Genomic DNA, 25,696 nt, shown 5'->3' with positions numbered 1-25,696 from the left:
GCCAGCCAGTCAGCGCCAATTCGAGTTGAGACAGCGGCCGGATGAAAAAGGGAAGAAAGCTGTCATGAAAATGCCTCTACTGTTCCTGTTGCGACTCTACAAACTGGGCATCAGCCCGTTTCTGGGACAGAATTGCCGTTTTTATCCAAGCTGTTCCGATTACGCAGCCGAAGCAATCCGCACGCATGGCGCCCTCAAGGGCAGCATGCTGGCCGGCCGTCGCCTGTCCAAATGCCATCCCTGGCATCCAGGTGGCGTCGATCCGGTTCCGCCACATCAGTCATCGACATCCCCCTCTGCAACTACTTCCGCATCGGCATCCCGATCGTGCGGTTGCAGCCATTCCTGAATCATAGATAAATACTCTTATGGATATCAAACGTACCGTCCTGTGGGTTGTATTTTCGGTCTCGCTGTTGTTCCTTTGGGACCAATGGCAGCGCCATAACGGCCAACCGTCGCTGTTCTTCCCTAGCGCCAACCAGACAGCTCCCGTTGCCACAGGTCCTGCCGGCTCAGCCGCCAGCGCCAGCACCGATGTGCCGCAAGCTTCGGCAACTACTGCCGCCGGCGCAGGCGCCGTGCCAGCCGCAACCTCGGCTGTTGCAGCCAAGGGTGAAGTCATCACCATCACTACCGATGTCGTCAAAGCCGAGATCGATACCATCGGTGGCGAACTGAAGCATCTGGAACTGCTGACGCAAAAAGATACGGTCGACCCGACCAAGAACCTGGTGTTGTTCGACTCCAGCCCAACCCGCACCTATCTGGCTGAAACCGGCCTGATCGGCGGTCCGTTCCCTAACCACAAGTCGCCGTTCGTGGCCTTGCCTGGTCCGCGTACGCTGGACAACGGCAACCAGGTGCAACTGGTGCTGGAATCGACTGAAGGCGGCGTCAAGCTGACCAAGACATTCACCTTCACACGCGGCGACTACACGATCGACGTCAAGCACACCATCACCAACGATACCGGTGCGCCAATCTCGCCTTCGCTGTATCTGCAACTGGTGCGTGACGGCAATCCGCCAGCCGGCGAACAACGTTTCGTGCATACCTTTACCGGCGCATCGGTCTATACCGAAGCGAACAAGTTCCAGAAATTCACTTTCGAGAACATCGAAAAGGGCAATGCCGAACACGCTTTCAAGGCTGACGACGGCTGGTTCGCGCTGATGCAGCATTACTTTGTCTCGGCGTTCATCCCGCAAGACAAGGCGCCACGTGAAATCTTCACCAAGAAGCTGGCAACCAACCTGTATGCAGTCGGCAATATCCTGCCGCTGGGCACGATTGCACCGGGCGCCAGCGTCACCATGGATGCGCGCCTGTTCTCCGGTCCGGAAGAAACCGCCGTGCTGGAAAAACTGGCGCCTGGCCTGACCCTGGTCAAGGATTACGGCTGGCAGAAAATCATCGCCGAACCGATTTTCTGGCTGATGACGCAAATCCACAAAATCCTCGGAAACTGGGGCTGGACCATCATCTGCCTGACGCTCCTGATCAAGCTGGCGTTCTTCCCATTGTCGGCAGCGAGCTATCGCAGCATGGCCAAGATGAAGCTGGTGACGCCGAAGATGACTTCGATCCGCGAGCGTTACAAGTCCGAACCGCAAAAGATGAATCAAGCGATGATGGAGTTGTACAAGACCGAAAAGATCAACCCGCTCGGCGGCTGCCTGCCGATCGTGATCCAGATCCCGGTGTTCTTGTCGCTGTACTCGGTATTGCTGGCCAGCGTTGAATTCCGTAACGCGCCTTGGCTCGGCTGGATCCACGATCTGGCAGCACCGGATCCGTTCTACATCCTGCCGATCGTGATGGCGATTTCGATGTTCATCCAGACCAAGTTGAATCCGACTCCGCCGGATCCGATGCAAGCCAAGGTGATGATGTTCATGCCGTTGATTTTCTCGGTCATGTTCTTCTTCTTCCCATCCGGTCTGGTGCTGTACTGGGTTACCAACAACATCCTGTCGATCGCGCAGCAATGGGTGATCACCCGCAAGATGGGCGCGACCAAAGCCTAAAACCGGTCGCTTCAGACTGTCGTAAAAAAGCCCGTGAATCAAGAATTCACGGGCTTTTTTCTTGCCTTGTGCTTAACGTTGTTTCCATTCTTTAACAACACTCGTAGAATAATTCCATGTCTTTCGATTCCTCCCCAATTGCCGCCATCGCCACCGCTCCCGGACGCGGCGGCATCGGCGTAGTCCGCATCTCCGGCAAACATCTCGGCCCCCTGATTGAAGCAGTATGCGGCATCGCTGAAACCAGGCTGACGCCGCGTCACGCCACCTATCTGCCATTTAAAAACGCCGACGGCAGCGTCATCGACCAGGGCCTGGCGATCTATTTCAAGGCCCCGCATTCCTACACCGGCGAGGACGTGCTGGAGCTGCAGGGACATGGCGGTCCGGTGGTGCTGCAAATGCTGCTGAGCCGCTGCCTGGCGGCAGGGCAGGATATCGGCTTGCGCATGGCGGAGCCGGGCGAATTCACGCAGCGCGCCTTCATCAACGACAAGCTCGACCTGGCCCAGGCCGAAGCCGTCGCCGACCTGATCGAGGCATCCACCGAGGCGGCTGCCAAGTCGGCTTCCGAATCGCTGTCCGGTGCGTTTTCCAAGGTGATCCACGCGCTGGTCGAGCAAGTAACCAACCTGCGCATGCTGGTTGAAGCGACGCTCGATTTCCCGGAAGAGGAAATCGACTTTCTCGAGAAGTCCGACGCCCGCGGCCAACTGGCCAACATCCGCAGCACACTCGATAACGTCTTCAGCCAGGCCGCCCAAGGTGCGTTGCTGCGCGACGGCCTCAATATCGTGCTGGCCGGCAAACCGAACGTCGGTAAATCATCGCTGCTCAACGTCCTGGCCGGCGCCGATGTCGCCATCGTCACGCCGATCGCCGGCACCACCCGCGACAAGGTGACGGAAACGATCCAGCTGGAAGGCATCCCGCTCAACATCATCGACACCGCCGGCATCCGCGATGCCGAAGACGCCAGCGACGAAGTCGAACGGATCGGCATCGAACGCACCTGGGCCGCCGTCGCCAAGGCTGATGTGATCCTGCACATGCTAGACGCCAACCACGGCCCGGCGCTGGCCGACGAAAAAATCGTCGCCCGCTTCCCGACCAACGCCCCAGTGATCCGCATCTGGAACAAGATCGACCAGTCCGGCCACAAACCCGCAGTCGACGTCATGAACGACGCCACCCACATCTACCTGTCCGCCACCGACCACCTCGGCATCGACCTGCTACGCGCCGAACTGCTACGCATCGCCGGCTGGCAGCAAACCGGCGAATCCCGCTACCTCGCCCGCGAACGCCACCTGATCGCCCTCAAAGCCGCCCGCGACCACCTGGAAATAGCCGAACAACACGCGTCACTCGACAACCACGTCAACGATCAGTCGCTGGATTTGTTTGCGGAAGAACTGCGACTGGCGCAGGACCGGCTCAGCAGCATCACCGGGGCGTTTACGCCTGATGATTTGCTGGGGGTGATTTTTTCGCGGTTTTGTATTGGAAAGTAAGTAGTCATCCAACAGTATCCAGAAATCTCCCCAAAAGCCTTATATTCATTAGATATAGTGCCTCATATCGTCCACCAAGGACCGTTGACATCCATCGCTTTAAAGTACACACTGCAGTACACAAACCCATGTGTACTGCAGTGTGCACTCAAAATGCCAAAAGCAGCTACTCCTCTCAATGACACCCGCATCAAGGCGCTAAAGCCTAAGGTGAAGCGTGGCCTTCCCCCGGCAGCACGGACACTTCCACTAGGCGCATTTTAGATTTTCAAATTGTACTGGGCTGATATAGCCGATAGTTGAATGCTGGCGTCGTGGATTCTAAAACCTTTCTATGTAATCGAACACGTCTGGGCGTAAATCATCTCTGGTTCGATAATGCATTCTGTTTAGCCGCTCAGTTTTCATCGTCGAGAAGACACTCTCCATCGCGGCGTTATCCCTGTAATTCCCACGACGGCTCATGTTGCATGCGCTCGTATTCCTGACTTGAAACCTTCTCAATGTCGCCACTGCCAGTCTGGCTCTCGCCGCTGGACTTTCTGCACCAGCGACCCAACAAATTGGCGCCGACGCCTAAGTCGCGGGCTATTGCGGCGTTGCTTGCGCCAGGTTGAAATGCCAATTTTATTGCTTCGCGTTTAAATTCTTCAGAAAAGATCCGTCTTTCACGTGCCATGTAATACCTCCGATAGTGACATCGTAGCTATCGAAAGTGTCCGTCACGCTGGGGGAAGACCACTATGTCGCTGTAGCGCCCAAGGTTTTCGAACTTCTATTTGAGAAAGAAAGAAGTCTATCCCTCACCCAGTTTGAAAGTGTTTGCTCTAAGTAGCGATGGGAGATTGTGGCTATGATGAGTGATGCAAAAACCATCAAAATGAAGAACGAAATCCCGGATGCTGGAACGCCGGTGAAAGCCAATATCGCCTGGATTGCCGCTTTCGTCGGAACGTGCACAAGATAAAGTGAAAATGAAATATCGCCAAGCCTAACGAGCATTGGATGTGTCGGGATTTTCATGATTTTGCTGGCGACGGTGAGAATGAGCATCAGCGGGACTAGCGACAACCCCCACATGAATATCCCATGGTCGGCACGGTATTGAGATAGATATTGCCATACAACTAAAGTCGCAGCAGTAGAGACGGCAATTTTTGCCCAAAACTTGCTAGGTATAACGAGTGTAGATTTATATGCTATCCCGATGCCTGCACCGGCAATGAATAGCCAAATTATGGGATTGGTTATCAGGTTAAGATAGACGATCGAATAGTTGAGTGCCTTATACGTGTCCGTAGAAACTCCTGATCGCGTAACAAATGGGATGGCAACCAAAGTGATAACGGCTATCGAGAGAAGCGCGATCCAGCGAAGCCGTCGAAACAGCAGACTCACACCAAAAATCAAATAGAAATACATTTCATAATTCAGCGTCCATCCGACGCTTAATGGCAGCTGCCCGTAGATCGGGCCATTAGCCCTATCCCCTTGCGGCATGAATGCCAACGCTTTTATCAAGCCGCTAAAATTGATGTCGAAATAGGAAGACGCCGCAGCGATAGCCTCTATGATGAGTACAAGAATCGTTATTGCCGCATAGACTGGGAAAACCCGGGAAAAGCGCTTTATATAAAACTCAATGTATGATTTCAACGAACCGTCATTGCTCCAGGTCGTGCAAACCATAATAAATCCGCTGATCAGGAAAAACAGATCAACGCCCATTGCACCACCTGGCATGAACAAAATATTTGCAATCGTCCCGCCTTCAATTCCGTTAATTGCTTCCCGGCCGTGATAAAAGACAACGAGAATCGCAGCGACTCCACGGAGCATCTGAATGAACTCAATATTTTGTTTTTCTTTCTGCATGTCGACTCTGACGCCAGGTTGCGAATTTCGTTTGTGCTGCATTGTCTAATTTGGCGATGACCGCTGGTTTGCCACTTGCATGTCCCTTTCATTCCAATATTTGAGAAGCATTTTGCCAACCAAGATAAAAGGCTTTTCAACGACCGAAAACAACAACCACGCCAGTGCGAGGGTCAAGGCAAGCATTAATGCAACCCGCGACATTCCCACGGTCGCCTTGATTTGAGGACTGAGGTCATTCCATCGGTCGACTACGATCATGACAAAGATATGCGCCAAGTACATTGAATAGGAAAGATCACCCAATTTCATCAGCCACGCCGGTACGATAAATCGTTGACCGTGTTTCTCAAACAACACGACGCCAAGAACGAGAAGGGCGCAAACATGGCCGTATCCTAAAAGTCCATGGGCAAGGTTGGCTCTCAGCGCATATGTGAACAAGAAATATCCCAAGGTCGCGATGAAGAAAAGATTGATCCAGCTTTTTGGGATTTTTACATTGTTCAAATAAAAGCGTGCTATCGCCATCCCTGCTATAAATTCCAAAAACAGCGGATTTGCCACTTCACTCAGTACCGATGCAAATACGCTGTCCCATTGGATAAGCGGAGAGGAAAGGGGGTCTATCGTCAGATGACCAAGCAGTATCTGCATGCCAAATACCATAGCAGCAAGACCGGCACTGGCCAGCGCAATGCGACGTTTAGGAGATATCGCGAGGGCTAACGCAAACACCCCATAGAAAATCACTTCATAGCTTAGGGTCCAGACCGGAGACAGCAAACTGTAACCATAAAATGGCGCATCAGAATTTTTTAACGGAATAAAAAACAAGCTTTTGAGTAGCGTTGGAAGCTCATTCCCGCCAAGCATGAATGTGCCGACGGTAGCAACGGTGGCCAGCGGTATGATTCTAAAAAACCGTTTGAGCAAGAATGCGCCGGGCGTCGTCGTTGCCGTAGTTACATAGCCCATAACGAAGCCACTGATTATGAAAAAAAGATCTACGCCAAGCGCTCCGTTTCCGAATAGCGAGTCGCCAAAATTAGCTTTTTGATAAATGCCATTCAGATTGAGCTTGTAGTGATACAAAATCACGAGAAGTGCTGCTACACCCCGCAGAGCTTGTATCGAGTCAATTCTTGTTTTTTCTTGCTGCATATTCTTAGTGAACTATTGCGCCGGGCGGGGTTTTCGTTGCGGAATTGTACATCTAGCAGCCAAGTGTATGCGCCCCATCATTTCCAGAGCAGAAGTATGGCAGCATTCGAAAACGGAACTGCAGCGACTGTGCGACCTTTATAGGTTGCGAGAGCAAAAGGAAAATGATGCAATCTCGTTATCGCTTAATTTGCGCCCTGACTGTAGTGGCACTCTTTCTTGGCGGATGCGGGTTATTTGGCTGCGGCGCGGCGGCCACCAATGGCGCTTCGTTCCTAGGCTGTCGGACCGGCGCCAGTTTTTAGCTAATCTCAGTAGCGGCCTTTGTTATTGTCTTCTTTATTCGGGTGGATTTACATGAGTCTGTGGATAATTTGATGTACTTTGTGTTTTAAGTACGCAGGTAAGTACACAAAATGATGTCAATTATTTGGAAGCCAATACAGACAAGGTTTTGCTAACGGTCGATAGCTTCTGTATGAAAGTAGTCGTCCATTAGCCCCTTTTGAAATTACTCTTATTGGGTGCTAATCTTACGAACTGAATGACCGTCAGCAACATAGACATTCCCTGACGCATCCACCGCTACACCTGTCGGACTGCTAAAGCTGGCGGCAGTCCCGATACCGTTGACGGCGGCTTGCACACCGCTTCCGGCAAGAGTAGTAACGACGCCGGCAGGAGTAATCTGTCGAACCAAACTGTTTCCTAAATCCGCCACATAGATATTTCCCTGTGCGTCCACAGTTACGCCGTTGGGTTGGTTAAAGCTGGCAGCGGCGCCTGTCCCATTTGTGTTGCCATGGGTTGTGCTGCCCGCGAGCGTGGTCACCACACCTCCTGTCGCTACCTTGCGGATCAGGTTGTTCACTCTATCCGCTACATAGAGATTGCCTGTCGCGTCGAGCGCGACACCTGCCGGCACACTAAAACTTGCAGCAGCACCAATACCGTCCGCAGCCCCCCTGTTAAGGTTTCCTGCCAAGGTGGAGACAACTCCCGCTGACGTTATCATTCGAATCAGATTATTGCCATCGTCTGCTACGTAAATGTTCCCAGAACCATCTACCGAAACACCGAGAGGCGCATTGAAGCTGGCGGCAGTTCCGGTTCCATTTGCACTACCAACGGCACCGCTGCCGGCTAACGTAGTCACCGCACCGCCAGGAGTAATCTTGCGGATAAGATTGTTGTTGGCATCTGCCACGTAGACGTTGCCAACCTTGTCCACGGCTACTCCAGCAGGTCCGTAAAAGCTGGCAGAACTCCCGATACCGTCTCCGCTACCCGCGCTGCCACTTCCGGCCAACGTACTCACTATTCCTGTAGGGGTAATTATGCGAATCAGATTGTTGCCGGTATCACCGATATAAATGTTTCCTGAAGCATCAACTGCAATGCCGTTGATAGATGAAAAACTAGCAGCAGTACCAGTGCCATTCGCATTGCCGGTGGTGGCGCTACCGGCCACCGTGGTTACGCTACCGACTGCTACAGGAGCTGGCGTGACGGTACTCCCCGTGCCCGAGTTGGAACTATCGCCACCGCCGCCACAGGCTGCAAGCAGCGTGACGATGGAAGTAACCGATATCAGCTTTAAATAATGTTTTTTCACTATATGTCCCAATTTTTTTAATCGATGGCTTGTTGTATGGATGTATTGAGCAGCATGGGTATTCTTCAGTTAGAGCTCCGTCCGGCCGTGGCTCTAAAATCTGTCATGTGTAAATTCGCGGCCCTGAACGCACGGAAGCCAAGGGAGAGTACGCGATTTCAATCGCCGCTTATGCTCTAAAGTGTTGCAAATTGTAAAGTTAAATATTATTATCAAGACAACATTCGCATGGCGAGCACGCTCTCATTGGCGTATCTGCGTCAGGAAAATACACAACCATGATTTTCGACAAGCAACCAGAGTTCCACCGACCTGTAGTCAAGCCATACCGTCGATTTAGCTTGTCAAGATTTGCCGAGATTGTCTGGAATGCGCTAATTCAACTGGCCAAGGGCGTGGCCATTCTCGTATACATTGCTCTTGCCATATTTGGGGATGGTGGAGCAGCGAATTTGCCAAGCACGCGCAAGGAGTTCGGCATGTTGCTCGTCCTACTGCTGGTGGTGGAGATCAGCATCGTCGTTGTTGCTCACTATCGTTGATCCGTCTTACCACTCTTGCGAAGGTTTCAAGTGCGACCGCGATTCGTCAGGTGACATGTTTGGCGGATAAATCTCATCGCCTTCTCGCCAGAAAAATATTACCAATACAGAAATAACTTGTGATGTTTCAGCCTGTCGCCGATTCGGAGGGGATGTTCCGTAAAAAATAATCGAGAAAGGTATTGAAAATGGTCTGGACGGCTCAATATCGGTTAAGTCTCCTCCAACTCTCCCTAAGTTTTGGATTTTAGGGCCCGCTGCCGCAAGGCTGGCGGGCTTTTTTTTGCTTCCGGGTTTTGAGAGATGAGGCTATTTCACCCAATCGCGCCACATCACCGTCAGCACTGTCATCAGTGCGGGGCCGATGAAAAGGCCTAGCAGGCCGAATGTCTGCGCACCGCCGAGGATGCCGAACAGGACCAGCAGGAAGGGCAGGCGTGTCGAGCTGCCGATCAATAACGGCCGCACAAAGTGTTCGGCGACCAAGACGACAACGAAACCGAAGATGAGCACGCAAAGCGCGCCGACGGTCGCCCCTTGCACGAACAACCAGAGGGCGGCGCCGCAGAAAATGATCGGTGCGCAAAACGGCAGCATTGCTGCGATCGCGGTCAGCAGGCCGAGCAGCGTTGCGTGCGGCACGCCGGTGATCGCGTAGGCGATGCCCAGCAACAGCCCCTCGCCGATGCCGACAACCACCAGCCCGGACACCGTACCGCGTACGGCTGCCGCCATTTGTTCCACCAGCCGGCTGCCATCGGCGCCGAATGCGCGGCGGGTGGCCTTGACCAGATTGCCGCTCATGCTCGAGCCGGCCTGAAAAATGACGAACAAAGTGACCAGCATGAAGCCGAACAGGATCAGGCCGTGGGCGGCGAGCGCGCCGAAATGTCGGCCAAAGGCAAGCACCGACTCGGCATGCAAGCCATTCGCCACCGGTGACTCGTGCAGCGGTCGTGCCAGATTCTCTTGCCACCAGGCGCTTACCTGCTGAGACTCAAAAGGCAAATGCTCAACCAGGGCCGGCAGCGGAATGCCGTTCGCTTCAGCCTGCTTGAACCAGGCGATGAGTTCGTGCGACTCATGCGCGGCTTGCGTCAGCACCAGCAAAAACGGCAGCACAATGAACAGCCCGACTGCGGCGGTCAACAGCAGGGCGATACCAGCCGTGCGAGCGCGCGATCCCGGCTTGGGCTCCAGGCGCTGCAGCAGCGGCCACAACGCTATCGCGATGACCGCAGCCCACACCACCGCGGGGATAAAGTCGCGCACCACCCACAGCGCGAGGATGACGAGCAGTGCGTAAAGCACGGTCGATGCGGCGTGCTGGATTTTCTTGTTGCTGGGTTCGGGCTCACCTGGCTTGCGTAGGGTCATAGGATTTCTTTTCTTGTTAGGATGCTTCAGACGTGGCGTTATCCGTGCCTGCCGTGAATACAGTTACTCGACGCCGGCGTTGCTGGCATTGTGCGAATAGATGCATCTTAATTTAACAGACAGGCATGCCGATTTTTTTGTCGGCGCAAAAATGAAAAACCTCGGACTGTCGCCGATCCGAGGCTACCGATGTTAACTAATAACGGTTCGGATTGTCATCGCGATGATCGCCATAGCCACGATCGTCGCGATGCTCGTAACGACCGTCATCCCTCGGATGATCGGGTACCAGCACGCAACCGCCGAGCAAGGTCGCGAGTACAAACAAAAGAGTCAGGCGTTTCATGTGAGCTCCTTATTGTTGGCTAACAGACCCTAGTGTGGCACTAATCGCCGTGCACAGTCGGCGCGTCGAATTTGCCTCCCAAGTTTCCTTGTGTTCGACGTTGAGAATCCGCAACAGTTGTTAAATGATGTCAATTCCCAGCAGCTTTGTGCAGAACGATTTATGATCAGTATGTCTTCCTGACAAACGAGGTGCCAACATGAACTGGCTTAATAGATTGGCGATGAAGTATGTCCTGACGCCGGAGAAGGTCGCTGACCGCGAATTGGGCGATGCGCGCCTGGCGTTGTTTCAAGCTGAACGGCAGTTGCTGGAAGCAGAGATGCGGGTCGATTACCACCGCAATGTGCTGGCTTTCCTGGAAGCGATATCTGCAGACGGCGTTGAAAATGTTGCCGAGAAACAGCGACCACAAGCGCTGTCGCCGGTGCAGCGTCCGTTGCGGATTCAGCCCGATCTGACGGCACTGCGCGGCGCAGGCTGAAGCGCAGCGCCACCGGGAACCGGCGGCTGTAATCTGTGTGGCCACGCCGGCGCCTTTGCGCCGGCTAGATCACTTGCAAAGCGCCGTCGCAATACAGCCGCTGCCAGCAGTTGACCATTGCAGCGGACTGTCGGCGCCGTGCATGGTTGGCGTGGCGATATACGTATCGCTGGCAAGAATGCCGTCTTTCTCTTGCGGAACAACCGTGACTACGCCATCCCTGGTACTTACCGAAGCGACGTAATTACCGGAATTACCAGTGAGATCGGCAGGAATGCCGTTGCTGCCGCCATCGCAGCCGGCGAGAGTCTTCAGCTGTAGCGCGCAGGCTTCAACCGCGGCCTTGGCTACCGAAGCGGCCGTCACCACTTCGGCGAATTTTTCCTTTTTCACGTGGACCTGATAGGCCGGTATGGTGACCGCCGCCAGAATCCCCATGATCGCAATAATCAGCATCAATTCGATCAGTGTGTAACCTTGTTTGGTTGCGGCGGGAAAAGGCTGTGCATTTTTCATTTTTATCCCCTCAGGTTTGAGCGCAGCAGGCTGCGCTTCCTGTTAGAGGGGTGGAATGCGATTTTGTTCTTATTCTCTTTTCAAGAAAACTGCTTGGATGGCAATGTCACGCAATCTGAAGGCTGCCACCGACATCAGTTGCGGATGACTTTCTCGATGCGGCTATCGGGAATCAGCCACATGATTGCCACCAGAACATACATCCCCAGCGCCAGCCAGCGATTGGCGAAAGAGAGCGGAATGGCGATCGCATAGGCGGCAACGGAAAGTTTGCCTTTCACGTCGTTGCCGATCGCCTGCGCCAGCTGCGAATTGTCGCCATGCATGCGAATCAGGCTGCGACTCAGAATGTAGTAAGCGATGCCGGCCATCAGCAGGACCACACCGTACAGGGCGGTCGGCAGCTCAGCGAAGTGATTTTCGCCCATCCAGCCGGTAGCGAAAGGGATCAGGGAAAGCCAGAACAGCAAATGCAGATTGGCCCAGAGCACCGAGCCATTGATCTTCTGCACCGCATGCAGCATGTGGTGATGGTTGTTCCAGTAGATGCCGGTGTACACGAAGCTGAGGATATAGCTGAGAAATACCGGGTAGGCCAACTGCAGCGCGGCAAAATCGGTGCCGTGCGGCACTTTCAACTCTAGCACCATGATGGTGATGATGATGGCGATCACACCATCGCTAAATGCTTCCAGCCTGCCTTTACCCATTCCCAGCTCCCTTTTTTCCGAAACACAACAGTGCAGGGAGAGATACTAACCCAAGGAATTTGGCGCCGCGCGTGCAGCCGGCATACGGAATTCAGGTGCTACCTGAGGGATTTGTCTTTCTTCGATTCATGCAGGCAGATATTGAGGATCGCCCAGCGCAATCCCTGGCTGCCGACATTCTGGAATTCTTTGGAGAAATAGACCTGGCGGACGATGCCTTTTTGCACATCGACAGGGATCGCCGTGAACTTCGACACCATGTCGAGCGCGGTTTTTTGACTCTTGCCGGTTTCCCGGGCATAGACAGCAGTCTCGTAGATTTGAGATGTCGACGAGCACCATGCCTCTTTCGATATCTCTTCGGCGCTGCTGCCGCACGACACAACGATTAGCCACGCCGCGAGAATGATGGTTTTCATGCGCTTCTCCCGTTTTGCGCCAACTATACATCGGAACAAGCGGGTAAAAAAATACAAAAAGTTCAGGGCGCGAAACAAAAAGCAACTGCATGTACAAATCGCATTCCATTTCTGTAGTTGATTTCCATGCCGTAACGACAAGTCCGTCGGCCTCCCTCAATATGGCGAATACGTTTCCTACATTGGCTTTGCAGCCGATTTCCCGATCCAATGCCGCTCCGCAGCAAACTTGTCCGTGCGACAAATGAGTGACCGGATATTCGGCGATTGCCTTCCCATTTTTACTACATGCATTTACTTAACGTTACAATTGTTGCCCCTCGGTACACCTCTGGCAGAACATCGTCCGTACACTGAATTCACAATTTGGCGAAATCGCCACGTGCAATACTGGCAAAGTGGAAATATATGAAGAAATTTTTGGCATGTCTGGCTCTTGGCGCGATCATCATTGGCGCAAGCGGCAGCGCTGCTGCCCGCGTTGATATCGGCGTCGGCATTTATGTTCAACCGCCACCGCAACCGTATTACCCGCCGGTGGTGCAATACGAACCGCGCTACGTTCCTGTGCCGGTTTATTACCCACCGCGCGAAGTGTATGTCGAGCCGGATTGGCGTGAACGCCGCGAATGGCGCGAGCGTCGCGACGAGGAATGGCGTCGTGAAGAATGGCGGCGTCGCGAATGGCAGCGTGAACATTATCGCGATTACTACGATCGATAACAGGTCGTGCAATCGCCATCCGTTGGCATTGATTGATGCGCATCTAATCAGCAAGACCTGGCGGCACGGCTAATTGACGCCAGGTCCTGAACGGACTCGCATGCGCAGCCTTGAGGTCGATCGCTTGCGGCACGCCGTCGCGGTCGATCACCACAAATCTGCGGCGGCCGTCGGGCAACTGGATAAAGGTGGGCGTAACAGTTGAAGCAACCGCTTCGATCATCGAAGTCTTTTGCAAAAATGTCGCCTGCGCAGCGCCGACTGCCGCGCCACCTATCGTGTAGTCGAGCGCAAGCAGATGCGACTTCTGGTGTTCGGCAGAAAATGTCAGTACCCACAACACGCCGTCGGCAATTTGCAATTTCCCGACTACCTGGCCGACCTGTTCCGGAAGATCGACATACCAGCCATGCTGGCGATTCCAGTCGATGGGATTGCGGCTCAAGGTCCAGCTGCCGTCGCCGTTTGCGGTCAGGGTTTGCTGTTGCAGCTGCGCCCGGCTGGTGATTGGTGCGGCATCGATTTTCTCCCGGATGCCGTACAGCGTTTGTACGCGCTTGACGTCCTGGCCAACACCATCGGCGCTTGCGCCGCCGCTGAACATGACGATTGTTCCGCCTTTCGGGTGCAGCGCCAACAAGGGCTGCTGCACGAGAGGCTGGCGTTGGCCATGGCCGTCCGATGCAGCAAACAGGGGCGTGCCACCGAATGCGACTTTCCAGTCGTCCGGCTCGATGTGATCAAGATCAAATTTCCAGAGATGACCGAGCAAGTCGCCCGCATATGCGGCGACGACTTCGCGTTGCGGATTGAACTCCAGCGCCGGCGTCGACAGGCCATTTGACAATGCGGCGTCAGGCGCTCCAGCGTATAACCTGGCAATCAAGCTGCCGTCGGCGAGATCAGCCAGATACAGCGCCGCGCGCCGCCCACTGCTGTCGTAACCGTTTCCGTACAGCGCGCCCCAGCCACCATGGCGCAAGTGGACGGCGAATGCCTCGCCTTGCTGGTAACCCAGGTCATCATCCGCAGCGCCAAAGCCATCATCTTCCGCGCTTCTCTGCCACAGCACGCTGCTGTCGTCCAATTTCTCTGGATCGCTGACATCCAGCGCGAATAGGCTCTTTGCGCCTTTGCCGGTTGAACCGAGCAATATCGTCCGCCAGCCAGTCGTTCCTCCAAGCGCGAGATAGGCGTCGCCGAAGGTCAATAGGCCGTCGACAAAACTTCGGTGCTGATAAGCGACGTCGCTCAATTCGTGCAAATAGGGAAAGACGGCGAACGGGATGAACGCCATCCTCTCGACGCCGGTGACGGCATCGAAAGCGTGCAGCATGCCATCGTTGGCGCCGACATACAGCATCGCGCGGCGTTGCTGCTTGCTCTCGATAAAATCCTGGTACGTGCCGCCACCGGCGGCTGGCGGAACCAGGTGATAAGCAGAATCGGATGGCCCGACATACAGCGGCGATGAATGCATGATGTCGCCCAACTTGCCGCTGCGATTGCGGAAGCGACCGACTCCATGCGCAACTTCCAGCGCATCGTCGCCTGCGAGGTATTGCAGGATCTCCTCAGACAGCAGCATGTCTCTTTGCGCATCCTCCAATTGCCGCCACTGAAATGCTGCGCCGGCGGTAAAAATCCGACGTTGCGGCCACGGCGGAATCAACTCGGCCGCGTCCCATTGCGCCACGCTGGAAACGCCATCGTCGGTAATCGGGAAGGCTTTGAGGTGTCCCTGCCATGTGTCCGACTCATAGCTGGCGGTATAGATGAACGGCGGTTGATGCGGCGGATTGCCGGCATGCGCGAGAGCCATGCACAACGACAGGATGATTCCGAAAATTCGTCTCATAAAAGCAGGTAACTTTGCAGCATCACCGTGGCGCTGCCGCCGGCGCCGACAGCGCGCGCGGTAATCCTGAAAGCAGGCCTTTGCGGCGGCGGCCGCAGTTGAAATCGCATGCCGCGTTGCAGCTGCAAACGCTCGACCATGCAACGTGGCGGCACAGCCGATCTGGAGCTGTCCGGGACGGCGACGGAGACGCTATCGCTGCGCCAGTTTTCCGCGACTTCCCAATGGTTTTTCGCGCCCTTGCCGCCAGCTGGTTGCGGCCCCTGTTCCAGTTGCGGCAGCGTAGTTGGAATCGGCTTCATTTGCAGCTGGCTTTCACAAAACCGCAACGCCCGCTCGGCCTCCTGGAAAGCCAGCAAGCGGTCATTGGCGTTAGCGGCCATCAGCTCTTCCAGCGTCGCGCTGCGCAGTGCGGCAAAAGCCAGCACCATCGTCGCCAGCAAGAAAATCAGCAACACCGGCAACACTACGCCAGGCGCATATCGCAAATGCCGCGGCGGCATGCGCGCCGTTCCAGCCATCGGATTGGCGACAGTTCGGCTCATGGGAAAAAATGCGTCGACATACACTGCACGTCAGGATGAAGCGCCGCGTCGACGGCATCCGATTCGCACCGTCCTTGCGGCGCCTTGAAATATACGCGGACAGTAAAACCCTGCGCGACCGAACCGCTGATGTCGCCCCAGCCGCCACTCAATGAATAAGCCAGCCAGTTGCGCCATTCGTGAATATCCGCGGCGGCCAATTCGCGCGGCGAACAATCGCCGGCATCGCTACACGACGGCGCTGCCGGAGCAGATGACGGATAAACCTGCTGCGACAAGCTGTAGCCGCCATCATGAGCACCGCGGATATTGGCGCGCACGCGCTCGGCGAGATCTGCACTGAAGTGGCCACTCATCAAACGAAAATAGGCGAGTTTCTGGGAGCGTAGCGCAGCCACCTGGACGTCGACCAAAGTCAGCAGGGCAACGCCGACGATGACGAGCGAAACCAGCACCTCTATCATGCCGGTCCCCGATTGTGTCGCCGCTGTGTGGTTGGCTGGCTTCATGCCGCTCCCTTTTTTCAGTCCTCGCCTGAAATCGCATTATAGGAACGGCGGTAGTTACCAGAAATGCGGGATGCGCTTATTTGTTGTTGCGTGGATGAAGTCGGAATCAGGCAAATTTATCGAGCAGCGCTGCCAGATCCTTGACGCGCTGTTGCACTTCCTCCGGCGTGGCGGCAGCGGCGGTGTGGGTCACGATGGCATCGGTAAGCAAGGTGACGAAAGCGCGGTCCAAGGCTTTGCGGGCGGCCGCCAGTTGCTGGGCGACGCCCTCGCAGTCGGCAGGCACCGCGGCATTGGCAACCAGCTTCTGGACTCCGCGAATCTGTCCTTCGACGCGCGCCAAGCGATGCAACAGGTCTTTCTTCTGCTCGTCGCTCAACGCCGTGCCGTGCACCGCTTTGCTGGAAGTATCGTTCAATATCTGCCTCCTTGGTTTGCGCAATACTATACCGAATCAGGACAACGGGAAGCTGATCGAGACTTTCAGGCCGGGACAGGTGGGATTGGCGTCCTCGACTGCGTTCAATGTCATCGTTGCGTTGTGCGACAGTGCGATATCGCGCACAATCGACAGCCCAAGACCGGCGCCGCTCGGGTTCTGCTGCTGCGCCGAGGGCGAACGATAGAACGCAGAAAATACGCGCTCACGATCTTCTGCAGCAATGCCGATGCCGCTGTCCTCCACCTCCAGCAGCGCCCGTTGCGCAACATCGTCGCGGCGCACGCGCAATGTCACCCGGCCATGCGCCGGCGTGTAGTGAATCGCGTTGTCGACCAGATTGCTGACCAGTTCATGCAGCAGCAGGGCATTGCCATTGACCATGACGCCTTCGACGGCATCGAACGACAGGTCGATCTGCTTCTTGACTGCGGTGCGCGCCAGCTCCAGCCCAACCTGGCGCGCCACATCGGTGAGCGACACCGGCTCCACGCCGCTCTCGGCCACACCATGTTCGGCGCGCGCCAGCGTCAGCAAGCGATTGGCCAGGTGAACGGTAGAGTCGGTGGTGCCGGCAATGCTTTCGACGATTTCGCGCATGTCGCGCCAGGCGCGCGGATCGTTCGGATTGCGATCGAGTTCACGCAGCGCCAGTTCGGCCTGCGTCTTCAACACCGTCAGCGGCGTGCGCAGCTGATGCGAGGCATCGGCGATGAAGCGGCGCTGGCCGGTGATGAGCGCCTGCAGCCGCCCCATGTAGCCGTTCATGGCGGCGACCAGCGGCCGTACTTCCTTGTGCACGCGATCGGCGTCGAAATCGGCCAGGTCCGTCGGCGAGCGCGCTTCCACTTCAGCTTTCAACTGCATCAGCGGCCGCAGCACGAAACGCACGGCAAACCACACCAGCAATGCCGCCACCGTCACCAGCAGCCCTTGGCGCCACATGGTGCTGAACAGGATCTTGCGGGTCAGGTCACTACGTGCATCCATGGTTTCACCGACCTGGATCAGGGCGATCCCGCGCATCGAATCGTCATAGACCGGCTGGTACAGCGCAGCGATGCGCACCTGCTGGCCGTGATAGGTGGCGTGATAAAAACGCACCAGCGCCGGATAAATTTCCGAGCGCGGCACGTTGGGCGGCAACGCCGGCAAGTCTTCGTAACCGGAGACAAACTCGCCGTGGGTGCCGGTGACCTTGTAGTAAATGCGGCCCAGCGTGTCGGTTTCAAAACTGTCGAGCGCGACATAAGGCACGTCGGCGACCACCTTGCCGTCGACGACCGACACGCGTTCGGCCAGCGCCCGGGTGGAAGCCAGCAATGCGCGGTCATAAGCCAGGTCGGCCACGTCCAGCGCGTTGCGGTACACCGAAAAGGCATCGAGCGCGACCAGCAGCAGCAACGGGATCAGCAACCAGCGCAACAGCTGGCTGCGCAGGCTGCCCAGGGATCTGGCCGCTGGCGATGCTGGGTTCGCTGGGTTCGCTGGGTTCGCTGGGTTCGCTGGGTTCGCTGGGTTCGCTGGGTTCGCAGTGCGCATCATTTTTCGGCAACGGCTTCCAGCAGATAGCCGAGGCCACGCAAGGTGGTGATGGCAACCTGGCCGGCGTCGACACGCTGCAGCTTCTTGCGCAGCCGATGAATATAGATTTCAATGGCGTCCGGATTGGCGTCATCGACCAGCGAAAACACTTCATCGAACAATTTTTCCTTGGATACCACGCGGCCGGCGCGGCTGATCAGCACCTCCAGCACCGCGTGTTCGCGCGGCGTCAGGGCCAGCGCGGCATCGCCATAGCTGAACATGCGCGTTACCGTATCAAAGCGCAGCGCGCCGCAACTGTAGACCGGCGCTTCGCCGCCCTGGGCGCGGCGCAGCAGGGCCTTGACCCGCGCCTCCAGTTCGACCAGCTCGAACGGCTTGGCCAGGTAATCGTCGGCGCCCAGGTTCAAACCTTGCACCCGATCCTGCAAGCCGCCGCGCGCGGTCAGGATCAATACCGGGGTCTTGCTGCCGCGTGCGCGCAGGCGTTTCAATACCTCCAGGCCATCCATCTTGGGCAAGCTCAGGTCGAGTATCACCAGCGCATATTGCTGGGTGTGCAGCAAGCTGTCGGCGTCGGCGCCATTCATCGCGCACTCGACTGTCCAGTGCGCGTCCTGCAACGCCTTGGTCAGCCAGCGCGATAGCTCGACATGGTCTTCAATCAGTAAGATCCGCATGGCCTTGTAAGCGAAAGTGTGGAAATATAAGGCGCCAATACTCACACAGAACGCCGCGCTTGGCAAAAGCCCAGGGCCTTTCGCCGACACAGTGAAAGGAAAATGAAAGATTCCAGCCGGTATGATGCAAAAACCGAATAAACCCTTGTTTCAGGTTTGCATCGACTGGCGGGCTCGATCCCACCGGATGCGTAGTCATCTCGCAAACATGTCTGTAAAGAAATTTTGCGAGTTGAAAAATTATAATTAAAAGCTGGGCTTCTCGACGCGCCGCATTGCCGGTTTGCCGAGGCGCCCGATAAATGGAATGGGTAGGAGACAATGACTTCCCGAATCGCCAGGATCTTTTTCGCCCTCAGCGCCTGCGTCACGCTCAGTGCCGTCGCGGCGCCTGTGCAATGCATCGCTCCGGCCAAGCCGGGCGGCGGCATGGCGGTAACCTGTAAACTGATCCAGCAAGGCCTGCAGGCGCAACTGTCCGCCGCCGGTAAAGATCCCGCAGTCAAGATCAGCTATATGCCTGGCGGCATCGGTGCGGTCGCCTGGAATTCCATTGTCACGCAACGGCGCGCCGAAGCCGACACGCTGGTGGCGTTTTCCGGCGGCTCGCTGATGAACCTGGCGCAGGGCAAATACGGCCATGCCGATGTCAACGACGTGCGCTGGATCGCGGCAATCGGCATCGACTACGGCATGATCGCCGTGCGCAAGGATTCGCCGTACAAGACCTTGGGCGACCTGATGACAGCGCTCAAGAAAAATCCTTCCAATATCACCATCGGCGCTGCCGGCACTATCGGCAGCCAGGACTGGCTGAAATTCTCATTGGTCGCAAAGAAAAGCCAGATCGATCCGAAGAGTCTGCGCTTTGTTGCGCTTGAAGGCGGCGGCGATGCATTTACCGCATTGCTTGCGGACCATGTGCAAGTGGTCTCCGGCGACGCCTCTGAAGCCGCACTGCATGCCGCCGAAGGTGAAATTCGCGTGCTGGCAGTACTGGCCGACCAGCGCCTGCCAGGCGCACTGGTCAATGTGCCGACCGCGCGCGAGCAAGGCATCGACATCAGCTGGCCGATCATACGCGGCGTCTATATGGGGCCGCAGGTCAGCGACGATATCTATCGACGCTGGGTCAAGACTTTCGACAAGATGATGGCCAGCCCGGCATTCGATCAACTGCGTATCGCCAACGGTCTTTATCCGATAGCGATGAGCGGCGACCAATTGACTAAATATATTCATAAAACCGTTGAAGACTACCGCAAGCAATCGGACCAGCTTGGCTTGATCAGATAAGTCTGGCCGCGCCGGCACGGCCGGCAAAAAATTCCGCAAGGTTCAACAAAGTGGCAGCCATGTCATGGCTTGTCGCGGCTCGTCTGCGCCTTTTTGAATAACGAATAACTCAACCCACCAGGAGATGACACACATGTTTATCAAAAAACCTTTGGCAAGCGCACTCGCAGTTTTATCGTTGAGCTTCGCGCTCAATGCGTCGGCGCAAGCGCCGGCCGGCTATCCGGCCGACTACGCCAAGATCGTCGACGCTGCAAAGAAGGAAGGCAAGCTGGTGATCTACAGCGCCACCGATTCCAAGGCGGCAGAACCGCTGATCAAGGACTTCAGCGCGCTGTACCCAGGCGTCAAGATTGAATTCAACGACATGAATTCGACTGAAGTCTATAACCGCTTCATTTCAGAAGCGGCAGCTGGCGGTGCCACGGCCGACGTGCTGTGGTCGTCGTCGATGGACCTGCAAGTGAAGCTGGTCAGCGAAGGTTACGGTGCGGTATACAAATCGCCGGAAGCCGCCGCGATTCCAGCCTGGTCCAACTTCAAGGACACCGCCTACGGCACCACCTTCGAGCCGGTTGCCATCGTCTACAACAAGCGTCTGGTAAGCGCCGATGAAGTGCCGGCCACGCATGCCGATTTGACCAAGCTGCTGACCACCAAGGCAGACAAGTTCCGCAACAAGGTTACCACCTACGATATCGAAAAATCCGGCGTCGGCTTTTCCTTCATCACCGAAGATGCGCAGCTGAATCCGCAATTCTGGGATCTGGCCAAAGCGCTGGGCGATGTCGGCGTACGCGTGCAATCGTCGACCGGCACCATGCTGGAGCGTATCTCTTCCGGCGAGAACCTGATCGGCTACAACGTGATCGGCTCTTATGCACAGGCACGTGCGGCAAAAGATCCATCGATCGGCGTTGCCTTTACCAAGGACTACAACCTGGTGCTGTCGCGCGTGGTGTTCATCAACAAATCTGCCAAGAACATGAACGCAGCCAAGTTGTGGATCGATTACCTGTTGTCCAAGCGCGGCCAGACCATCATCGCGAACGAATCGCAACTGTATGCACTGCGTTCCGATGTCAGCGGCAACTCCACGCTGGCGACATTGACGACGCAACTGGGTACAGCGCTCAAGCCGATTCCTGTCACGCCGGCGTTGCTGCAATACCTGGACCAGACCAAGCGCCTGGCATTCCTGAAGCAATGGAAAGCCGCCGCAGGAAAGAAATAATTTTCAACTACGTCATTCCCGCGCAAGCGGGCTTCCATTTTTACTTACTAGCCGAAATCCCCGCATAGGCGGGGATGGCGGGTTTTTAAGACGCAGGCTTTTCTGCAAGGTACAAAATGTCATCCATTTCTCCCCCTCATCCGCTGGCCAGCCGCTCCCGGCTGGCGCGCATCAATTGGCCGCGCGGACTGGTGGTCACGCTGGCAGCAATAGCCATCTTCCTGCCGCTGACCCTGATTTTCTATCAAAGCTTCCTGTCGGCGCCGTTCTTTGCGCCGATCAAAACACTGAGCCTGGAACCATATCGTTTCATCTTCGATGATCCCGACTTCCGCCAGGCCTTCATTAACGGCTTACTGCTGGCCACCGGACTGGCATTGATCGCCGTGCCGCTGGGCGGCATGCTGGCGTTCCTGATGGTGCGTACCGATCTGCCGGGCCGCAACTGGATCGCGCCGATGCTGCTGGTGCCGATTTTCGTCTCGCCGATGGTGATCGCCTTTGGCTATGTGGTGTCGATGGGGCCGGTCGGCTTCTACACCGTGTGGGTGCAGGATCTGCTGCGCATGATCGGCATCGAGGCGACGCCGTGGAATGTGTATGCCTTCCCTAGCATCGTCATCATCGCCGGCCTGACCCACGTGCCGCACGTGTATTTGTACGCATCTGCAGCGCTGAAGAGCCTCGGCGCCGATGTCGAGGAAGCTGCGCGCGTGGCCGGCGCTTCGCCGCTCCAGGTGGCGCTCAATGTCTCGCTGCCGATGATTTTGCCGGCACTGTCATATGCCGGCGTGCTGGTATTTTTCCTCGGTTTCGAAGTATTCGGCCTGGTGCTGGTGCTGGGCGATCCCGAAGGCCATCTGGTGCTGCCGACCTATCTCTACAAACTGACCAACAAGCTCGGTACGCCTTCCTACCATCTGATGGCAGCAGTGGCGGTTTGCCTGGTGGCGGTGACCTTGCCGCTGGTGATGATTCAACGCTGGTTGCTGCGCTCGGCCAATAAATATGTATCGATCAAGGGTAAGGGCGCACGTCAGAAGGCGCTGCCGCTGGGTAAATGGAAATGGCTGGCGTTCAGCCTGATCGCGGCGTGGCTGGTGTTCACCATCGTGATTCCGCTGTCCGGCATCGCCTTGCGCGCATTTGTCTCGCACTGGGGTTACGGCGTATCGCTGACGGAGGCGCTGACCTTGCAGCATTTCCGCGACATCATGGACCAACCGTCGCTGGTGCGCGGCATCGTCAACACCATCATGATCGGCGTCATCGGCGGCGCTTTGGCAGTGGCTTGCTATTGCTGCATAGCGCTGGCGATGCATCGCAAATCAGATGGCATCACGCGCTTCCTCGACTACAGCGTACTGATCCCGCGCGCGGTGCCAGGCCTGCTGGCCGGCCTGTCGTTCCTGTGGGTGTTCCTGTTCGTACCGTCGTTCCTCGACAAGCTGTTGCAAGGCCATGACAACTTCATCGCGGTGTGGCTGGTGGAAAACTTCATTCCGCAATTGCGCGAATTACGCTCGACCATCTTCTCGGTCTGGCTGGCGTACTCAGTGGTGTGGTTGGCCTATGGCTTGCGCCTGATCACGACGGCGCTGTTGCAGGTTGGCCCGGAACTGGAAGAGGCGGCGCGTGCGGTCGGCGCCCGCCGCTCGCAGGTGACGCGCGATGTCACGCTGCCGCTGGTGCGCTACGGCGTACTCGGCGCGTGGCTGATGGTGTTTCTGATTTTCGAGCGCGAATATTCGACCGGCGTTTATCTGCTGTCACCCGGCACCGAAGTCATCGGCGCCCTGATCGTCTCGCTGTGGGCTTCCGGCTCGGTCGATCTGGTTGCCACCCTGTCCTTCATCAACATCACGCTGGTGGCCATCGGCCTCGGCATTGCACTGCGCTTCGGCGTCAAGTTGCACGACTAATCCAGGAAATCATCATGAGCGAATTAAGTGTCAACAACCTGCATCTCGACTACGGTAGCGGCGCCAGCGCCAACCCGATTCTCAAGGGCGTATCGATGGAATTGCAACGCGGTGAAGTGGTCGCGTTGCTGGGGCCGTCCGGCAGCGGCAAGACCACCTTGCTGCGCGCAGTCGCCGGTCTTGAATCGCCGAAGTCCGGCATCATCCAGATCGGTGCGCGCGCCATGTACGATGGCGAGCGCAAGCTGGAAATCCCCGCCGAAGAGCGCAATCTTGGACTGGTGTTCCAGTCCTATGCGCTGTGGCCGCACAAGACGGTGTTCGACAACGTCGCGTATGGCCTGAAGCTGCGCAAGATGAACGGCAGCGACATTGCCGAACGCGTCAAGACCGTGCTGAACCAGCTCGGCCTCGGCCATCTGGGCGACCGCTTCCCGCATCAATTGTCGGGCGGCCAGCAGCAACGCGTGGCGATTGCGCGCGCGCTGGTGTACAACCCGCCGGTCATCCTGCTCGACGAACCGCTGTCGAACCTGGACGCCAAGTTGCGCGAGGAAGCCCGCGCATTCCTGCGCGAACTGATCGTACGGCTCGGTTTGTCGGCACTGATGGTCACGCATGACCAGGCCGAAGCGATGGCGATTTCGGATCGCATCCTGCTGCTCAACAACGGCAAGATTGAACAACAAGGCACGCCGCAAAGCATGTATGAAACGCCGGACACCTTGTTCACCGCCGAGTTCATGGGCAGCAACAACCGCCTGCCGGCCAAGATTTTGCAGCGCGACGGCACCCAAGCGTTATTGCAAATGGAAGGCGGCAACGTCAAGGCAACGCTGCGCGGCCAGGCTGTCAATAACGATGGCAAAGATGCCATCGCCATCATTCGCGTCGAGCAGGTAAACATCTCCGATGCGCCAGTGGAAAACGCCATCAAGCTGCCGCTGTCGACCTGCATGTACCTGGGTGACCGCTGGGAGTGCGTGTTCCGCAACGGCGCCGAGAGTGGCGCTGACAGCACCGTCCTGCGCGCCTATGCGCGGCAGCGCTTGTCGCCAGGGGAGTACTGGCTGCAATTGCCGCAGGACGCGCTGTGGGCGTTCTAAGACATCCAGGGAAAAGGGGAAAGGGGGCTTCAGGTCGATATTACACAGTAGCTTTTGTGCGGCTCAGCGGTACAGCACAAACAACAAAAAAATAGCAATCAAAATCAAACCGGAGGAAGCAACATGAAAAGAAAATACCTGGCGACGGCAACGCTCGCCGCACTCGGCACCATGGCCTGCGGCGCGCACGCTCAAACCAGCGTCAGCGTCTACGGCCTGATCGATACCGGCGTCGAATACGTGAACAACGCCAATGCCAACAAGGATGGCTTGTTCCGCTTGAGTTCCGGCGCGACGAACACGTCACGTATCGGCTTTCGCGGTACGGAAGACCTGGGCGGCGGACTGAAGGCAGTGTTCCAGTTGGAAAACGGCTTCAAGACCGACACCGGTGAATTCGACAGCGCCGGCCTGCTGTTCGGACGGCAAGCCAATGTCGGCCTGGAAGGCAGCTTCGGCCGCATCGTTGCAGGCCGTTCCTATTCGACGACCTATGACTTCATCCTGCCATTCGATCCGATGGGTTATTCGGGCCAGTATTCGTGGGTGACATCAGCCGGCGCTACCGGCGGCCGCAAGGATGGCATGCTGACCAACTTGGCCAACATGCTCAAATACCAGGGCAAGTTCGGCGGCTTCAAGCTGGGCGCAACCTATGGTTTCGGTGAAGTCGCCGGCAGCAACGGCGACAGCGCCAAGTACGCGTTGGGCGTGGGTTACGAAAATGGTCCATTCCGGATCGCCGCAACATTCGACCGCGTCAACGGCGCAGCAGCGACGCTCAACAGCGGCTACGACAAAGCCACCAGCATCCACCTGGCCGGCGATTACCAGGTCACCAGCAATCTTGGACTGGACCTGGGCTATCGCAACTACAAAAAGACGCTGGCCAGCAATGCACCCGACCTGCGCAGCGATTTCTTCTGGGGCGGCGCCACTTACAAAGTGACGCCGGTAGTAACGCTGATCGGCGCCATCTTCTACCAGGACATCAAGAACGTCGCCAACGGCAAGGACGCGGACCCGATCATGTATTCGGTGCGCGGCAAGTACGCATTATCGAAACGTACCGACCTGTACCTGAGCGCCGCCTACGCCAAGGCCAAGAACCAGCAACTGGTCGGCCTGTCGCGTGACGACCTGGCCTACGGCAACAGCCAGACTGGTGTGATTGCGGGTATTCAGCATCGGTTCTAACTGCGGTTTGTATGAAACCGGGCGCGCACTCGCTGCGCCCGGCGATTTGC

The 25,696-nt window shown here is 56.6% G+C and carries 26 protein-coding genes and 1 pseudogene; 11 read left to right on the top strand and 16 right to left on the bottom strand.

Features of this window, described 5'->3' with window-relative positions; genetic code table 11:
• Positions 1-64 precede the first annotated feature (64 nt).
• From yidD to mnmE, 3 genes are all read left to right on the top strand, one after another.
• Positions 65-349 carry a membrane protein insertion efficiency factor YidD gene (gene yidD, locus ACIPF8_RS09965; protein WP_400420276.1) on the top strand — a complete coding sequence of 95 codons (285 nt, stop codon included), beginning with the start codon at positions 65-67 and terminating at the stop codon, positions 347-349.
• Between the two features lie 19 nt (positions 350-368).
• Entirely contained in the window at positions 369-2,030 is a 1,662-nt protein-coding gene (yidC, locus tag ACIPF8_RS09960; RefSeq protein ID WP_400420274.1) for a membrane protein insertase YidC, read from the top strand.
• Between the two features lie 116 nt (positions 2,031-2,146).
• Positions 2,147-3,544, top strand: a complete 1,398-nt coding sequence (gene mnmE / locus ACIPF8_RS09955; protein ID WP_400420272.1) for a tRNA uridine-5-carboxymethylaminomethyl(34) synthesis GTPase MnmE — start codon at positions 2,147-2,149, stop codon at positions 3,542-3,544.
• Positions 3,545-3,865: 321 nt separating this feature from the next.
• On the opposite strand, the pseudogene ACIPF8_RS09950 reads toward mnmE, so the two are convergent.
• From ACIPF8_RS09950 to ACIPF8_RS09930, 5 genes and pseudogenes are all read right to left on the bottom strand, one after another.
• A pseudogene (locus tag ACIPF8_RS09950) lies at positions 3,866-4,015 on the bottom strand (IS3 family transposase); the annotation flags it as partial.
• Positions 3,981-4,223: a transposase gene (locus ACIPF8_RS09945; RefSeq protein WP_400420270.1), complete on the bottom strand. Its 243-nt coding sequence runs from the start codon at positions 4,221-4,223 to the stop codon at positions 3,981-3,983. The gene ACIPF8_RS09945 and the pseudogene ACIPF8_RS09950, both read right to left, overlap by 35 nt.
• A gap of 62 nt (positions 4,224-4,285) precedes the next feature.
• The gene (locus ACIPF8_RS09940; RefSeq protein ID WP_400420267.1) at positions 4,286-5,419 is read right to left on the bottom strand and encodes an acyltransferase family protein; all 1,134 of its coding nucleotides are present in this window, start codon (positions 5,417-5,419) and stop codon (positions 4,286-4,288) included.
• Between the two features lie 45 nt (positions 5,420-5,464).
• Entirely contained in the window at positions 5,465-6,583 is a 1,119-nt protein-coding gene (locus ACIPF8_RS09935) for an acyltransferase family protein (protein ID WP_400420264.1), read from the bottom strand.
• Between the two features lie 517 nt (positions 6,584-7,100).
• Entirely contained in the window at positions 7,101-8,198 is a 1,098-nt protein-coding gene (locus ACIPF8_RS09930; RefSeq protein ID WP_400420261.1) for an NHL repeat-containing protein, read from the bottom strand.
• Positions 8,199-8,476: 278 nt separating this feature from the next.
• On the opposite strand from ACIPF8_RS09930, the gene ACIPF8_RS09925 reads away from it, so the two are divergent.
• The gene (locus tag ACIPF8_RS09925; protein ID WP_400420258.1) at positions 8,477-8,740 is read left to right on the top strand and encodes a hypothetical protein; all 264 of its coding nucleotides are present in this window, start codon (positions 8,477-8,479) and stop codon (positions 8,738-8,740) included.
• 309 nt (positions 8,741-9,049) lie between these two features.
• Here ACIPF8_RS09925 and ACIPF8_RS09920 read toward each other — a convergent pair whose 3' ends face one another.
• Together ACIPF8_RS09920 and ACIPF8_RS09915 are read right to left on the bottom strand one after the other, a co-directional pair.
• Positions 9,050-10,117: an AI-2E family transporter gene (locus ACIPF8_RS09920; RefSeq protein WP_400420256.1), complete on the bottom strand. Its 1,068-nt coding sequence runs from the start codon at positions 10,115-10,117 to the stop codon at positions 9,050-9,052.
• A gap of 196 nt (positions 10,118-10,313) precedes the next feature.
• Complete coding sequence (locus tag ACIPF8_RS09915; RefSeq protein ID WP_400420253.1) at positions 10,314-10,463, bottom strand: hypothetical protein; 150 nt, start codon at positions 10,461-10,463, stop codon at positions 10,314-10,316.
• A gap of 199 nt (positions 10,464-10,662) precedes the next feature.
• On the opposite strand from ACIPF8_RS09915, the gene ACIPF8_RS09910 reads away from it, so the two are divergent.
• Entirely contained in the window at positions 10,663-10,947 is a 285-nt protein-coding gene (locus ACIPF8_RS09910; protein ID WP_400420250.1) for a hypothetical protein, read from the top strand.
• Between the two features lie 69 nt (positions 10,948-11,016).
• Here ACIPF8_RS09910 and ACIPF8_RS09905 read toward each other — a convergent pair whose 3' ends face one another.
• From ACIPF8_RS09905 to ACIPF8_RS09895, 3 genes are all read right to left on the bottom strand, one after another.
• Positions 11,017-11,463: a prepilin-type N-terminal cleavage/methylation domain-containing protein gene (locus tag ACIPF8_RS09905; protein ID WP_400420247.1), complete on the bottom strand. Its 447-nt coding sequence runs from the start codon at positions 11,461-11,463 to the stop codon at positions 11,017-11,019.
• 134 nt (positions 11,464-11,597) lie between these two features.
• A complete protein-coding gene (locus ACIPF8_RS09900) occupies positions 11,598-12,173 on the bottom strand; it encodes a TMEM175 family protein (protein WP_400420244.1) in 576 nt (191 codons plus the stop codon).
• Positions 12,174-12,271: 98 nt separating this feature from the next.
• Positions 12,272-12,592, bottom strand: a complete 321-nt coding sequence (locus ACIPF8_RS09895) for a hypothetical protein (protein WP_400420241.1) — start codon at positions 12,590-12,592, stop codon at positions 12,272-12,274.
• A gap of 408 nt (positions 12,593-13,000) precedes the next feature.
• Between ACIPF8_RS09895 and ACIPF8_RS09890 the strand changes: the two genes are divergently transcribed.
• Positions 13,001-13,315 carry a hypothetical protein gene (locus tag ACIPF8_RS09890; protein ID WP_400420238.1) on the top strand — a complete coding sequence of 105 codons (315 nt, stop codon included), beginning with the start codon at positions 13,001-13,003 and terminating at the stop codon, positions 13,313-13,315.
• Positions 13,316-13,358: 43 nt separating this feature from the next.
• Here ACIPF8_RS09890 and ACIPF8_RS09885 read toward each other — a convergent pair whose 3' ends face one another.
• From ACIPF8_RS09885 to ACIPF8_RS09860, 6 genes are all read right to left on the bottom strand, one after another.
• Positions 13,359-15,173, bottom strand: a complete 1,815-nt coding sequence (locus ACIPF8_RS09885; RefSeq protein ID WP_400420235.1) for a pilus assembly protein — start codon at positions 15,171-15,173, stop codon at positions 13,359-13,361.
• Positions 15,170-15,718 carry a hypothetical protein gene (locus tag ACIPF8_RS09880; protein ID WP_400420233.1) on the bottom strand — a complete coding sequence of 183 codons (549 nt, stop codon included), beginning with the start codon at positions 15,716-15,718 and terminating at the stop codon, positions 15,170-15,172. Before ACIPF8_RS09880 ends, ACIPF8_RS09885 begins: the two co-directional genes overlap by 4 nt.
• Positions 15,715-16,227: a type IV pilus modification protein PilV gene (gene pilV / locus ACIPF8_RS09875; protein WP_400420230.1), complete on the bottom strand. Its 513-nt coding sequence runs from the start codon at positions 16,225-16,227 to the stop codon at positions 15,715-15,717. The genes ACIPF8_RS09880 and pilV overlap by 4 nt, the downstream gene beginning before the upstream one ends.
• 106 nt (positions 16,228-16,333) lie before the next feature.
• Positions 16,334-16,645, bottom strand: a complete 312-nt coding sequence (locus ACIPF8_RS09870) for a metal-sensitive transcriptional regulator (RefSeq protein WP_400420227.1) — start codon at positions 16,643-16,645, stop codon at positions 16,334-16,336.
• 36 nt (positions 16,646-16,681) lie between these two features.
• Complete coding sequence (locus tag ACIPF8_RS09865) at positions 16,682-18,208, bottom strand: sensor histidine kinase (protein WP_400420224.1); 1,527 nt, start codon at positions 18,206-18,208, stop codon at positions 16,682-16,684.
• Positions 18,208-18,891 (bottom strand): response regulator, encoded by a 684-nt coding sequence (locus tag ACIPF8_RS09860; RefSeq protein ID WP_400420221.1) that lies wholly within the window; start codon positions 18,889-18,891, stop codon positions 18,208-18,210. The genes ACIPF8_RS09865 and ACIPF8_RS09860 overlap by 1 nt, the downstream gene beginning before the upstream one ends.
• Before the next feature lie 321 nt (positions 18,892-19,212).
• Here ACIPF8_RS09860 and ACIPF8_RS09855 point away from each other — a divergent pair, with 321 nt between their 5' ends.
• The 5 genes from ACIPF8_RS09855 to ACIPF8_RS09835 all read left to right on the top strand — a co-directional run bounded on the left by ACIPF8_RS09855 (position 19,213) and on the right by ACIPF8_RS09835 (position 25,646).
• Positions 19,213-20,187 (top strand): Bug family tripartite tricarboxylate transporter substrate binding protein, encoded by a 975-nt coding sequence (locus ACIPF8_RS09855; RefSeq protein WP_400420219.1) that lies wholly within the window; start codon positions 19,213-19,215, stop codon positions 20,185-20,187.
• A gap of 133 nt (positions 20,188-20,320) precedes the next feature.
• Positions 20,321-21,421: an ABC transporter substrate-binding protein gene (locus ACIPF8_RS09850; protein WP_400420216.1), complete on the top strand. Its 1,101-nt coding sequence runs from the start codon at positions 20,321-20,323 to the stop codon at positions 21,419-21,421.
• A 116-nt stretch (positions 21,422-21,537) separates the two neighbouring features.
• Positions 21,538-23,343, top strand: a complete 1,806-nt coding sequence (locus tag ACIPF8_RS09845) for an ABC transporter permease (protein WP_400420213.1) — start codon at positions 21,538-21,540, stop codon at positions 23,341-23,343.
• A 14-nt stretch (positions 23,344-23,357) separates the two neighbouring features.
• A complete protein-coding gene (locus tag ACIPF8_RS09840) occupies positions 23,358-24,449 on the top strand; it encodes an ABC transporter ATP-binding protein (RefSeq protein WP_400420210.1) in 1,092 nt (363 codons plus the stop codon).
• Positions 24,450-24,572: 123 nt separating this feature from the next.
• Positions 24,573-25,646, top strand: a complete 1,074-nt coding sequence (locus ACIPF8_RS09835) for a porin (RefSeq protein ID WP_400420208.1) — start codon at positions 24,573-24,575, stop codon at positions 25,644-25,646.
• Positions 25,647-25,696 lie beyond the last annotated feature (50 nt).

The sequence above is a fragment of the Collimonas sp. NPDC087041 genome, assembly GCF_044745265.1.
In the GTDB taxonomy this organism is placed as follows: Bacteria; Pseudomonadota; Gammaproteobacteria; order Burkholderiales; family Burkholderiaceae_D; genus Collimonas.
Note: the sequence above shows the minus strand (reverse complement) of the source record. Positions and strands in the feature narration are given on the sequence as shown.

Bases quoted from the DNA above. Each gene is read 5' to 3' on its own strand.
- yidD (WP_400420276.1), top strand. From the start codon at position 65: ATGAAAATGCCTCTACTGTTCCTGTTGCGACTCTACAAACTGGGCATC.
- yidC (WP_400420274.1), top strand. From the start codon at position 369: ATGGATATCAAACGTACCGTCCTGTGGGTTGTATTTTCGGTCTCGCTG.
- mnmE (WP_400420272.1), top strand. From the start codon at position 2,147: ATGTCTTTCGATTCCTCCCCAATTGCCGCCATCGCCACCGCTCCCGGA.
- ACIPF8_RS09945 (WP_400420270.1), bottom strand. From the start codon at position 4,223: ATGGCACGTGAAAGACGGATCTTTTCTGAAGAATTTAAACGCGAAGCA.
- ACIPF8_RS09940 (WP_400420267.1), bottom strand. From the start codon at position 5,419: ATGCAGAAAGAAAAACAAAATATTGAGTTCATTCAGATGCTCCGTGGA.
- ACIPF8_RS09935 (WP_400420264.1), bottom strand. From the start codon at position 6,583: ATGCAGCAAGAAAAAACAAGAATTGACTCGATACAAGCTCTGCGGGGT.
- ACIPF8_RS09925 (WP_400420258.1), top strand. From the start codon at position 8,477: ATGATTTTCGACAAGCAACCAGAGTTCCACCGACCTGTAGTCAAGCCA.
- ACIPF8_RS09920 (WP_400420256.1), bottom strand. From the start codon at position 10,117: ATGACCCTACGCAAGCCAGGTGAGCCCGAACCCAGCAACAAGAAAATC.
- ACIPF8_RS09915 (WP_400420253.1), bottom strand. From the start codon at position 10,463: ATGAAACGCCTGACTCTTTTGTTTGTACTCGCGACCTTGCTCGGCGGT.
- ACIPF8_RS09910 (WP_400420250.1), top strand. From the start codon at position 10,663: ATGAACTGGCTTAATAGATTGGCGATGAAGTATGTCCTGACGCCGGAG.
- ACIPF8_RS09905 (WP_400420247.1), bottom strand. From the start codon at position 11,463: ATGAAAAATGCACAGCCTTTTCCCGCCGCAACCAAACAAGGTTACACA.
- ACIPF8_RS09900 (WP_400420244.1), bottom strand. From the start codon at position 12,173: ATGGGTAAAGGCAGGCTGGAAGCATTTAGCGATGGTGTGATCGCCATC.
- ACIPF8_RS09895 (WP_400420241.1), bottom strand. From the start codon at position 12,592: ATGAAAACCATCATTCTCGCGGCGTGGCTAATCGTTGTGTCGTGCGGC.
- ACIPF8_RS09890 (WP_400420238.1), top strand. From the start codon at position 13,001: ATGAAGAAATTTTTGGCATGTCTGGCTCTTGGCGCGATCATCATTGGC.
- ACIPF8_RS09885 (WP_400420235.1), bottom strand. From the start codon at position 15,173: ATGAGACGAATTTTCGGAATCATCCTGTCGTTGTGCATGGCTCTCGCG.
- ACIPF8_RS09880 (WP_400420233.1), bottom strand. From the start codon at position 15,718: ATGAGCCGAACTGTCGCCAATCCGATGGCTGGAACGGCGCGCATGCCG.
- pilV (WP_400420230.1), bottom strand. From the start codon at position 16,227: ATGAAGCCAGCCAACCACACAGCGGCGACACAATCGGGGACCGGCATG.
- ACIPF8_RS09865 (WP_400420224.1), bottom strand. From the start codon at position 18,208: ATGCGCACTGCGAACCCAGCGAACCCAGCGAACCCAGCGAACCCAGCG.
- ACIPF8_RS09860 (WP_400420221.1), bottom strand. From the start codon at position 18,891: ATGCGGATCTTACTGATTGAAGACCATGTCGAGCTATCGCGCTGGCTG.
- ACIPF8_RS09855 (WP_400420219.1), top strand. From the start codon at position 19,213: ATGACTTCCCGAATCGCCAGGATCTTTTTCGCCCTCAGCGCCTGCGTC.
- ACIPF8_RS09850 (WP_400420216.1), top strand. From the start codon at position 20,321: ATGTTTATCAAAAAACCTTTGGCAAGCGCACTCGCAGTTTTATCGTTG.
- ACIPF8_RS09845 (WP_400420213.1), top strand. From the start codon at position 21,538: ATGTCATCCATTTCTCCCCCTCATCCGCTGGCCAGCCGCTCCCGGCTG.
- ACIPF8_RS09840 (WP_400420210.1), top strand. From the start codon at position 23,358: ATGAGCGAATTAAGTGTCAACAACCTGCATCTCGACTACGGTAGCGGC.
- ACIPF8_RS09835 (WP_400420208.1), top strand. From the start codon at position 24,573: ATGAAAAGAAAATACCTGGCGACGGCAACGCTCGCCGCACTCGGCACC.